This is a genomic window from Allocoleopsis sp. (genome assembly GCF_036703385.1).
Lineage (GTDB): Bacteria > Cyanobacteriota > Cyanobacteriia > Cyanobacteriales > Coleofasciculaceae > Allocoleopsis.
The window spans coordinates 1-9,419 of sequence record NZ_DATNPA010000036.1 but is presented as its reverse complement, the minus strand read 5'-3'; the positions used below and the strand labels follow the sequence as shown (position 1 = coordinate 9,419).

Annotated in this window: 14 protein-coding genes and 3 pseudogenes; all 17 read right to left on the bottom strand. The window is 47.4% G+C overall.

Translation table 11 applies throughout. The features are described 5' to 3' along the window. Nucleotides 1-319: pseudogene (locus V6C93_RS01945) on the bottom strand (Tn3 family transposase); the annotation flags it as partial. Beyond that, nucleotides 274-1,182 (bottom strand): annotated as a pseudogene (locus tag V6C93_RS01940) (DUF4158 domain-containing protein); the annotation flags it as partial. The pseudogenes V6C93_RS01940 and V6C93_RS01945, both read right to left, overlap by 46 nt. A gap of 335 nt (nt 1,183-1,517) precedes the next feature. Beyond that, entirely contained in the window at nt 1,518-2,393 is an 876-nt protein-coding gene (locus tag V6C93_RS01935; protein WP_333474955.1) for a DUF4037 domain-containing protein, read from the bottom strand. 41 nt (nt 2,394-2,434) lie between these two features. After that, nucleotides 2,435-2,905, bottom strand: a complete 471-nt coding sequence (arr, locus tag V6C93_RS38700; RefSeq protein WP_414644120.1) for an NAD(+)--rifampin ADP-ribosyltransferase — start codon at nt 2,903-2,905, stop codon at nt 2,435-2,437. Nucleotides 2,906-3,241: 336 nt separating this feature from the next. Further along, nucleotides 3,242-3,895: a glutathione S-transferase family protein gene (locus tag V6C93_RS01925; RefSeq protein WP_333474953.1), complete on the bottom strand. Its 654-nt coding sequence runs from the start codon at nt 3,893-3,895 to the stop codon at nt 3,242-3,244. Then, the gene (locus tag V6C93_RS01920; protein ID WP_333474952.1) at nt 3,870-4,091 is read right to left on the bottom strand and encodes a hypothetical protein; all 222 of its coding nucleotides are present in this window, start codon (nt 4,089-4,091) and stop codon (nt 3,870-3,872) included. Before V6C93_RS01920 ends, V6C93_RS01925 begins: the two co-directional genes overlap by 26 nt. Next, nucleotides 4,067-4,192 carry a DUF1428 family protein gene (locus tag V6C93_RS38055; protein ID WP_349262591.1) on the bottom strand — a complete coding sequence of 42 codons (126 nt, stop codon included), beginning with the start codon at nt 4,190-4,192 and terminating at the stop codon, nt 4,067-4,069. The genes V6C93_RS01920 and V6C93_RS38055 overlap by 25 nt, the downstream gene beginning before the upstream one ends. Before the next feature lie 7 nt (nt 4,193-4,199). Further along, on the bottom strand, nt 4,200-4,583 hold the full coding sequence (locus V6C93_RS01915) for a VOC family protein (RefSeq protein ID WP_333474951.1): 384 nt from the start codon (nt 4,581-4,583) through the stop codon (nt 4,200-4,202). A 10-nt stretch (nt 4,584-4,593) separates the two neighbouring features. After that, complete coding sequence (locus tag V6C93_RS01910) at nt 4,594-5,064, bottom strand: SRPBCC domain-containing protein (RefSeq protein WP_333474950.1); 471 nt, start codon at nt 5,062-5,064, stop codon at nt 4,594-4,596. A 178-nt stretch (nt 5,065-5,242) separates the two neighbouring features. Next, nucleotides 5,243-5,557 (bottom strand): DUF6463 family protein, encoded by a 315-nt coding sequence (locus tag V6C93_RS01905; RefSeq protein ID WP_333474949.1) that lies wholly within the window; start codon nt 5,555-5,557, stop codon nt 5,243-5,245. A 5-nt stretch (nt 5,558-5,562) separates the two neighbouring features. Further along, nucleotides 5,563-5,984, bottom strand: a pseudogene (locus tag V6C93_RS38050) (VOC family protein). A 79-nt stretch (nt 5,985-6,063) separates the two neighbouring features. Continuing rightward, nucleotides 6,064-6,543 carry a VOC family protein gene (locus tag V6C93_RS01890; RefSeq protein ID WP_333474946.1) on the bottom strand — a complete coding sequence of 160 codons (480 nt, stop codon included), beginning with the start codon at nt 6,541-6,543 and terminating at the stop codon, nt 6,064-6,066. A 61-nt stretch (nt 6,544-6,604) separates the two neighbouring features. Next, nucleotides 6,605-6,955 (bottom strand): metalloregulator ArsR/SmtB family transcription factor, encoded by a 351-nt coding sequence (locus tag V6C93_RS01885; protein ID WP_333474945.1) that lies wholly within the window; start codon nt 6,953-6,955, stop codon nt 6,605-6,607. Between the two features lie 112 nt (nt 6,956-7,067). Further along, on the bottom strand, nt 7,068-8,303 hold the full coding sequence (locus V6C93_RS01880; RefSeq protein ID WP_333474944.1) for a serine hydrolase: 1,236 nt from the start codon (nt 8,301-8,303) through the stop codon (nt 7,068-7,070). Beyond that, nucleotides 8,269-8,412, bottom strand: a complete 144-nt coding sequence (locus tag V6C93_RS01875; protein ID WP_333474943.1) for a hypothetical protein — start codon at nt 8,410-8,412, stop codon at nt 8,269-8,271. The genes V6C93_RS01880 and V6C93_RS01875 overlap by 35 nt, the downstream gene beginning before the upstream one ends. 39 nt (nt 8,413-8,451) lie before the next feature. Further along, on the bottom strand, nt 8,452-8,946 hold the full coding sequence (locus V6C93_RS01870) for a hypothetical protein (protein ID WP_333474942.1): 495 nt from the start codon (nt 8,944-8,946) through the stop codon (nt 8,452-8,454). 17 nt (nt 8,947-8,963) lie between these two features. Next, nucleotides 8,964-9,296, bottom strand: coding sequence for a hypothetical protein (locus V6C93_RS01865; RefSeq protein WP_333474941.1), 333 nt, complete (start codon nt 9,294-9,296; stop codon nt 8,964-8,966). Between the last annotated feature and the right edge of the window lie 123 nt (nt 9,297-9,419).

Here is a 9,419-nt window from a genome sequence, read left to right as displayed (position 1 = left end):
AAAAGATGGTCTTGATTACTTTTCCTAGCTCTCCCAATGCTTGATAGGTGGGATGCTTAACATTGGCACGGGTGAATCGCCGCAAAATTGCTTCGGGGTCTGCTGTTCCCAGACGTAATGCTGTTGCATATTTAACCATCTGGTCGTATTGCTGACGAATCAGCTCCCAATTGATGGGACGGGTCAGGACGGGCTGTAGGTTGGGAGAGGAATTACTCATCCCAACTTCAGGACGATAGAGTTTCTGCCGCCCGATTGCTTTTAGACGAGGCATCAACTCGAATCCCAACAGGTGACAGAAGGCGAACGCCACTTCACTAGTTGAGCGTCCACCCGCTTTTCGGCTCTAGTACCGATGCCGTGTACGATTTGGATGAGTAAGTCAACTAAGTTGTCAGTTACTTCCCTCATTCGTAACCAACAAAAAGCTGCGACCAAAGTATAACGAATCGGTTCAGGATGCGAACGTATTTCTCGTGGTGGTTCAGTTGCAGCACGACGGGCATAATTCTGTAGGACTTTGGGAGAGACGTTGGCAAATAGCTTGTCAGGTAAGCCAATCTTTCTCAGATGTTCTAGTTTGATAATTTCGCTTAGTAAGTTATCTAAACTAGCCCGTCCCGGCTCGGAGTTGAGATATTGAAACAGAGAGGGTTTAGTGGAGTTTTCCTCTTCCAAATCGCTAGTGTCTAAAAGAATATCGATACCCGTGCGGCTTTCAGCCGATAGATGCAAGTGAATGGTCTGAAAAAAGTTGGTTTCATAGGTGTGGATAGCAGAACGAATTAGACGTTCAATTCTGCCGTCCGTTGGTGGTTCAACCTTAAGATTGAGAAAACGCTCTGCCACTATCTGTTTTAAATGTTCTAGGTCGGCTTCCTGGGACAGAACTTTCTTAACTAACCAGTCAAAAAGTGTTTTTATATCTGTTGCGACACAAGCGCGAAAACCAAAATACTCACGAATTTGATGGCGGTGATATCTACTGCTCCGTGTGTGCCAGTCGTATTCTTGATACTCTTCAGATGGTACATTAACCTGAGCAGCTAGGTGGCTCAGTACTAGGAAAGGGATGTCAGGTTTCTTGGCGGAAAATTTAGTCTCAAGTTGAAAGTATTTCAATGAGACAGCAAAGCCAAGGCGTGTTGCACCAGTTTTGGAACCTAACAGTGCCAATTCAGATGAGAGTAAAGTTCAATACTCAACTAACTCCTTGACTTCCCAATTTCGCTTCATTTAGACGCTCCCGATTGCCTCAAACAAGTTCCGGTAATGAGCAGTGTCGGAACTTATCTAAGAAAATCCTACATCACGAGGGGCTAAATCGAGGAAGAATAGTCAGTGAAAGGAACAAGTGCTATATCTTCAATAAAATTAGGAACTTTATTAGTTTACAAGTATTGGTAAAACTATCTGCCCCCACCACCGTGCCAGACGTTCTGACTGGCTGATTGAACGAAAAGACTCTAAACGGTCGGTGCACAAGGATTGTTGGACTATTTTGGATTAACGCTCAGTTAACGATCGACAGGCAATGTCCACCTCGGATTAAGTCGATCGAACGTTTCTCGCTGCTGCTTGAGATCAACTTGGGGTAATGTCCTTTCCACAAGATCGAAAACTTCCTCAACAAGTTGGCGTAGCTCATGAATTCCGCTTACAGCATCAGCTTGAAAAACACGCTCTAGCCGATTGAAAAAACTGGACGGTTTGATGCTCATTTCTTCAGCCCAGTAGCGTGTCCACTTGAAGCCGGGATGATAAATGCGGTTCAGCCCAAACAGTATATTGAGTAGCCTTCGCACAATGGCGCATTTGTTCTCGTATAGCATGGGAATCTCAAGGCGATCCGTCAAGATGTGTTGACCATCAAACGGGCGGAAATTCAGATGCTTTTGAACCATCGCAACTGCAAGTTCTTCAGGATAAGGAGAAAGCTGAGTTTGCCACTGTCTAATGATGTTTTCGCCTTGAAGAACCACTGCGCGTTGAAGATGAAATGCGATCGCTTGTTTCTCAAACACAAGTCCGTATTGCGACACATCGTAACGCTCAACAACATCAATCACAATGTTGTCTATCATTTCGCGTGTCCAATGACCCGCTTCGACTTTCATGCCGTACAGGTAAAACTGCTCTAACCATCTCTGCTTTGCTTCCCCATACGGCTCAATTTCCCAGCCTTCCACACCAACATTTTGTGCTGTGGTTCGTAATTCTTCAGCGGACGGCAGTTGTGACCAGACAAAGGCTAATTCAAGATCAGAATACTGGTCTGAAATCCCCAATGCCGCCGAGCCAAATACAAAACATGCTTCGACTGCGGGGTTAGCCGTGAAAGCAGGAGCGATTTTGTGAGCCAATGAAATCCGCCATGCGCTATGTTCAGTCATTTCGAGAATTAATGTTGGACAGAGCATTATCACCTCAGAAATTAATTAATAATTTCTCCCTTATTATTAGCCAACTTTTCACGCCATTTTTGAACTTCCTCAGGTGTTTGTCTCACCCAATCTGTTACTTCGCCAACGATTTTTAATGGCGCTTGGGAGCGATATGAGCGTGTCGGATTGCCCGGAAATTTTTTGTCTGTAACATTCGGGTCATTTTCAAAACTCCCTGTCGGTTCAACGATATAAACACGTTCACGTCCATCGCCTTTTGCTAATGCAGCAGCTAGTCCCGCTCCATTAACAAGGGCTGTAAAATAAATGTGATTCATTTTGAGTTCAGATTTGTAATTAGAACTGCCCCCTGCTGTCAGGAAATCACCAACCTGCAAATCTGCCTTCGTCCCATGATAAAAAGGGCCTTTGTCAGAAGGTTTATCCTTAAACGAAGTTGCTAATTCATAATTCTTTTTTGCCTTGTCAGGGTCGCTTAAGTCCTCATAGCATTTAGCAATGTTTGAATATAGAGAAGGGAAAGCACTCTTAACAGAGTCGTTATTTATTTTTAATGCAAACTGCAAAGCCGTTTCGAGCCATTTTAATTTATCGAAAACATCTTTTTGATGTCGGGCGACATAATGAGCTGAAATAAATTTTTCAAAGTCGTATGTCGCTTCGTTCCAGGCTTGAAGAAATCGTTTACTTGCTTCTTCAGGTTTGCCTTTTTCTTCCATGCTCATACCTTGAAGACAAAGTTTAACAACATTGTTGTTTGGGTTGAATTCCATAATTATTTTTCTCCTACAAAGCAACAGCATCATGAACGACCTCAATCCCAGAATGGGCAGCAATTAGCCGATCGGTGGCTCGCCAGTGTAAACAGCTAATTGAGCGGCAAAAGCCCGTTTATAAGCAGGGCGAGCTTCGCCGCGGGCGACATAAGCGACGAGGTTCGGATAGTCGTCCAGAATGCCCGATCCGCCCAGCCTGCGTAGCACCTGCACCATCAGCAGATCACCAGCGCTGAACGCCCCATCGAGCCACTCGCCAGCGCCGAGCCGAGCGGAAAGGTCGTCCAGTCGGATGCGGATGCGATCCTCGACGATCGGCAGGCGTTCCTCGTGCCAGGTCTTGTCGCGCTCTAAGTACACAGAGACTTCACGTTGAACGATCACAGGCTCCACCGTGGAGAGCGCGGCAAACATCCATGCGATCGCGCGTGACCGGGCGTTCGCATCGTTCGGCAGCAGACCCGCATGGCGCTCTGCGATATGGAACACGATCGCGCCCGACTCGAACAAGACGAGATCGCCTTCTTCATAGGTAGGAATCTGTCCAAAAGGCTGAAGGGATCGATGGGCACTTTCCTTGATTGCACTGAAAGAGACAAGGCGAACGTCATAAGGTTGTCCCACTTCTTCAAACGCCCAGCGCACGGGCATGTCACGCGCCAGCCCCTGTCCGCGATCGGGCGACTGTTCAAAAGCGGTGATGATGGGAATCATTGGAAAACTCCGCGTGATAGTGGAAGGGACAAGAAAGTGATTTTGGCTTCAACTGTTCGACTACGATACCAATATGTCCTTGCTTGCGATCCATTGAAGGAGTCAATCGTTTTGACCAACCTGTGTAGTGTTCAGAGTAGGTTGCGTCTTTCCATTCCAGATCGTTCATATTCACAATCTTTGGGTCATCAGCCATAAAGCCTCTTTCACAATCTGCGCTGAGATCTTCGCCAGTTCTTCATAGGCGGCTCTGTTCTCGCGAGGAACCGGAGCGAGATAGCAGTCGATGTAGGTCATGCGTTTCTCACTTCATCTCATTGGGTGGCATATGTAGACCGATCGTATTTCCTTCTGTATCGACAATCAAAGCCATGAATCCATATTGGCCGATTGACATTTTTGGCTGTTGGATTTGGCCACCAGCGGCAACGACACGCTCTAGTTCTATAGCAACCTCATCACAGTGAAAATAGGGTATCGTGCCACTCCCACCGGGCTTAACTCCTTCCATCTGAACCAATGCGCCAGAAGCGCCAACCTCATCCATAGCCATTGGAAATGTCCACATATCCATTCCAGGACTTTCAAGCTTCTCCAGCTTCATCTGAAACACAGACTCGTAAAAACTCTTTGCCCGCTCCATGTCCTGTACATAAATTTCACACCAAACAATGGGATTGGATTTCATTTTTCTTTCCTCAAAGTGCTGTTAAGTAGGTCGCAAGGCGATCGAAACATTCTGACCAACCTGTGTTGTGAGAATCCCGCGATTCAATCGATTCAAAGATGGCTTGCTGGAAGGTCATCAACGTTTTGTTGTCGTGTTCCTCAAATGTGACAGTGACCAGCGTTTCATGTTTAGGTTGGTTATTTTCGTCCTCCCAGGCAAAAGTAAAAACTAAGCGTTCTGGTTCAGTGATTTCGCGATACACGCCTTGCATCCAATGGTCGTTGCCTTCGGGAGAGCGAATACAGGCTCGATACATCCCGCCAACCTGCACATTCATTTGGCAACCGATGGTCGTAAAATCCTTTGGACCTAACCAGCGGGAGAAGTGTTCTGGTTGAGTCCAAACTTTGAACACTAAACTCCGGGGTGCATTAAACACACGAGTAATTGTGAGTTCACGTTCCGATGTGGCGATTGTCTCTCTGTCTTTAGCAACCATGTTGTTTTTCCATTAAATGGGGTGACTGGTGTAAAAATTTCTGGATTACTCTTTTTACTTAAACAGGCTACATTTACTGCAACCGTTACTTCAAACCACATCTGATTGCTTCGATTGTGGAGCGCGTTGCGATGCCACGATCATATTAATGGCGACCAGGAGCACCAACCAGAGGCCGCTATCGATATCCAGCGGGATGCACCCAACAAGTAGTCACCAGAAGCCCCCAACCTGTAAACCAGGGTAAGGGGCGATCTAATTGATGTTCAATCCAGTGACACAGAAAACTATAGAGGATTAGGAAAAATCCTGGTACAAGAAACCAGTAGTAACCCCAGATGCGAAGAGATTCCGGCTTGACTGCATCGAATACACCAGCTTCAGCAATTTCCTGCCAGATCCCCCTAAAGCCGATCATTCCTGGCATGATTAATGCAGTCAGACTGTGCAGCAAGCCAATCGTAATTAGAGCAAGTCCGCTAATCTTTCTCATCTAACTTAATTCCCTGCATCAGGTTCCATGTAAACAATTTCCCAAATGTGGCCGTCTAAATCTTGGAACCCGTGAGCGTACATAAATCCGTGATCTTGCGGTTCGGTGTAGGTTGTGCCGCCAGCTGCGATCGCCTTACTCACGATGTCATCAACAGCAGTTCGACTTTCACTCGACAAACTCACTAACACTTCAGTGCTTTTCGTCGCATCACAAATGGCATTGGGTGTGAAGGAATGGCATTGGGTGTGAAGGATTTGAATTTATTGTGAGTCAAGAGCATCACAAAGATGTCATCACTCACAATCATGCAAGTCGCCGTTTCATCGGTGAACTGAGGGTTGAAACTGAAGCCAAGTTTTGTGAAAAAGTCGATGGACTGCTTCAGATTTTTGACAGGTAGATTGACAAAGATTTTTCTAGACATAATTCCTCCCGCGTGTTACCCACATTCCAGTTCTATTTGAGCCGCGATCGCTTGATCTTGCTGTAATATTGAATTTCTCCTAGCTGATGCCGTCTGCTGCACGCTCAATCGTGGCAATGTCGATCTTGACCATTTGCATCATCGCCTCCTGGGCACGTCGGGCACGGGCTGTGTCGGGGTCGTTGAGTAATTCGATCATCTGCCTGGGTACGATCTGCCAGGAAAGTCCCCACCGATCTTTGACCCATCCGCAGGCGACCTCCGATCCACCCTCTGCGATCGCAGCCCATAGGCGATCGACTTCAGGTTGGTCATCACAATGGATTTGAAACGACACGGCCTCAGTGAACGGAAACTGTGGGTCGCCGTTTAACCCCACGTATTGCATACCAGCCAACGTGAATTCCACAGTCAAGACCATTCCGGCGGGTCCACTCGGCGTATCAGCGGGAGACTTCAAAATACGATCGATGTGCGAATCTGGCAGCAGCGAGACATAGAACTCAGCCGCTTCCTCTGCGTCGCCGTTAAACCACAAACAAGGAACGATTTTTTGCATAGCGTTCACCTAAATTAGGAGGGGTAACAATGGCATTGACTCGTGCAATCGATGCGATCGCTTATTCTCTGCCATCTTGTTGTGATTCCTTTGCCTGTAACTCTTGTAGATATTCGTCCAGGCGATCGAAACTGTGTTCCCAAAATTGATGATAGTGTTCCAGCCAATCTGCTAAATCCTTCAACGGTTCTGGATTAAGGCGGCAGGGTCGCCATTGTGCATCTCGGCTGCGGGTGATCAAATGGGCACGTTCCAACACTTTGAGGTGCTTGGAAACGGCGGGTAGACTCATCTCAAAGGGTTCAGCGAGTTCTGTGACGGTGGCTTCTCCCTGAGCGAGTTGTGCCAGGATTGCCCGACGGGTGGGATCAGCAAGGGCAGCAAGGGTGACACTCAGAGAATCCGTAGGCACTTGAAATTTAACCGCGCAGTTAATTAACTAATAGGTTAAATGTACTACTTTGATCTGTCAAGGGCAACCTCCACTGTTCTGGTGAACTTTTGTGTTGAAGCTCCATTTGTCGTTACGTCAATGCTTTTGCCAGAGATGGGAACGCGGCAAATGCACTGTAAAATTCTTCGCCATTGGGTGCGGATACGGGATAGGAGGCAAACTTAGCGACCACAAGTTGTGCCTTTGGCTGAATATAGAGATGCTGACCAGCGTAACCGAGAGCATAGTAAGCTCCGTCAGTCCGAGGTGCCATCCACCATTGATGATGGTAGGAGTACCCTTCACTCATTGGGCTGGCTGCGGGCCCACGCGCAAAGGCATCTGGATCTCCCCCCTGTTCAATCGCTTCAATCACAGCACGCGGTACAATTTGCTGACCGTTGAACTGTCCTTTTTGCAGCAACATCTGTCCAAACCGTGCCATATCTCGTAGCGTTGTGATCAACCCCGATCCAGCCGTCTCAACTGCGGCGGGACCGACGAGCCAAAATGCATCTCGCTCGACTCCCAGTTTTGACCAGATTCGCTCCTGCATGACCTCTGCGAGAGACTGATTGCATAAGCGTTTAATCAGCCATGCCAGGACATCCGTATTGGGAGTTTGATAGGTAAATCGAACCCCATGCTCTCCCTCTTTTTTCATAGTCGGCAGCAAGTCATAGCAGGTTTCTGGTCCGGTGTAATCGACTGGTTTGGGGTGCCAGCCCATCGCAATGGCATATTGCCAGTTCTCTGTCACCATATTCTCTGTATTGCCGCTTGTATCCGCATAGGTAACAGCCGTCGTCATCTCCATGACTTGCCGTACAGTCGCATTGCCAAAACCGCTGTGCTGCAACTCTGGTAAGTAGGTCACGATCGCTTCATCCAGATCGAATAAACCTTCATGAGCCAGCATCAATGCGATCGTTCCAGTCATCGATTTACTAGCTGATGCCCAGGCGTGTAGCGTGTGTGGTTGCATTCCGTTCAAATAGCGTTCATAGATAATTTTGCCGTGATGTAAAACGACAATGCCATCGGTGTAGCTGAGTTCAATCATGTCGTCAAAGGTGAGCCAATCCCCTGACCAATCCTGATAGCTGACATTATGGAGATCACGCAACGCATATTCCATCTCAGCGACAGGCTGATTGCCGCGCCATACTTCCGCTGCACAGTTCAGCTTCAGTGAATTTTGAAAACTCCAGCGAGTGTAGGGACTTAAGAGTTGGTTATCGTGTGTGACTCGTTTGTCTGGCGGGGGTGGAAATCCACGCATTAACCCAATTTCAGAAGCGGTAAATGTTTTTGATTGTGTAACCATCCCCATCTCCTTTTTTCAATCCAATCTGTTGCAACTGCCGCACCGATCGCAACACCAATACCAACACCGATGACCATCCCCATCGATATTTGTGTATCTTTGCCTGCAAACACCTCTGTCTGTAGCTACCTTCCAACCTGACGTTGGCTTATGAATAATCGATAGTTTGCTTCCTGGGTACTTCAATCAACACAGAAAGCACCAGTAAACTGAGTGCCAGAAGCTTGATCACAGCATTAGTGGCATGAGCATATTCCCATTGATCTCGATAACGTGTCCAATTTACGGGAACTGGATTCGTCAGCCATTGCGCGAACTCAGCATTCATCGGTGCTACAAACAGTATCCAACTCACAAGTGCCAGTACCAAAAGTAGGGTTCCAGCCAAAGTCCAGTAGAACCCCGAACGATGCTTACGAACTAAAGTAGTCAGCACGATCGCCGCCAGAATTGCACCAACTTCAAACACTGCACCAACAGAGCCAAACAAGCGGTAAACATTTTCAAACACTGTGACTTGCACCCAAAGCTGCTGGTCAAACTTCATCCGTTGGGGCATCTCCAGTAAGTGCGCCATTGATGGACTGAGACTCAGGAAAGCAAGCATGAGGGTAATAAATCGCCACGTTTGTATGCCTGTCATGGTTGTAGAGTCTCCCTCTAGCGGCTGGTTAATTGGGCAACTTCAGGAGTGACTGGATGGCGCGATCGCCCAATTGGAGTTTCAACTAGCAGTGAAACCTGGAGCGCACACAGCCCAATCAGTTGGAAGACAAAGCGTGCAACATGAGAATACTCCCACTGGTTGCGAACTTGCATCCAGTTTGCAGGAACGGATTGAGGAGTCCATTGAAAGATCTCCCAATTCATTGGTTCTGTAAACACCAGAAAAACAACGAACAAGGCTAAGGCAAAGCAGATTGTGCCAGCCAGTGTCCATTGGAAAGCAGGTTGGCGTTTACGAACCAGGAACGTTAAGATGGGTGCCGCCAAGAAGACGGTTATACGCTCGATCGGTCCACCAACATGTCCAAACCCCCAATATAAACAATGAGCGATCGCATTGCCAAACTTGCTGAAACGTTAGCCAAACAGCAAGATGCTGCCCAACTGCAA

What these genes read in the sequence shown, in the direction of transcription:
- V6C93_RS01890 (WP_333474946.1), bottom strand. Translation starts at nt 6,543, where the DNA reads ATGCAAAAAATCGTTCCTTGTTTGTGGTTTAACGGCGACGCAGAGGAA.
- V6C93_RS01925 (WP_333474953.1), bottom strand. Translation starts at nt 3,895, where the DNA reads ATGATTCCCATCATCACCGCTTTTGAACAGTCGCCCGATCGCGGACAG.
- V6C93_RS01915 (WP_333474951.1), bottom strand. Translation starts at nt 4,583, where the DNA reads ATGAAATCCAATCCCATTGTTTGGTGTGAAATTTATGTACAGGACATG.
- V6C93_RS01935 (WP_333474955.1), bottom strand. Translation starts at nt 2,393, where the DNA reads ATGACTGAACATAGCGCATGGCGGATTTCATTGGCTCACAAAATCGCT.
- V6C93_RS01920 (WP_333474952.1), bottom strand. Translation starts at nt 4,091, where the DNA reads ATGGCTGATGACCCAAAGATTGTGAATATGAACGATCTGGAATGGAAA.
- V6C93_RS01910 (WP_333474950.1), bottom strand. Translation starts at nt 5,064, where the DNA reads ATGGTTGCTAAAGACAGAGAGACAATCGCCACATCGGAACGTGAACTC.
- V6C93_RS01870 (WP_333474942.1), bottom strand. Translation starts at nt 8,946, where the DNA reads ATGACAGGCATACAAACGTGGCGATTTATTACCCTCATGCTTGCTTTC.
- V6C93_RS38055 (WP_349262591.1), bottom strand. Translation starts at nt 4,192, where the DNA reads ATGACCTACATCGACTGCTATCTCGCTCCGGTTCCTCGCGAGAACAGA.
- V6C93_RS01905 (WP_333474949.1), bottom strand. Translation starts at nt 5,557, where the DNA reads ATGAGAAAGATTAGCGGACTTGCTCTAATTACGATTGGCTTGCTGCAC.
- V6C93_RS01880 (WP_333474944.1), bottom strand. Translation starts at nt 8,303, where the DNA reads ATGGTTACACAATCAAAAACATTTACCGCTTCTGAAATTGGGTTAATG.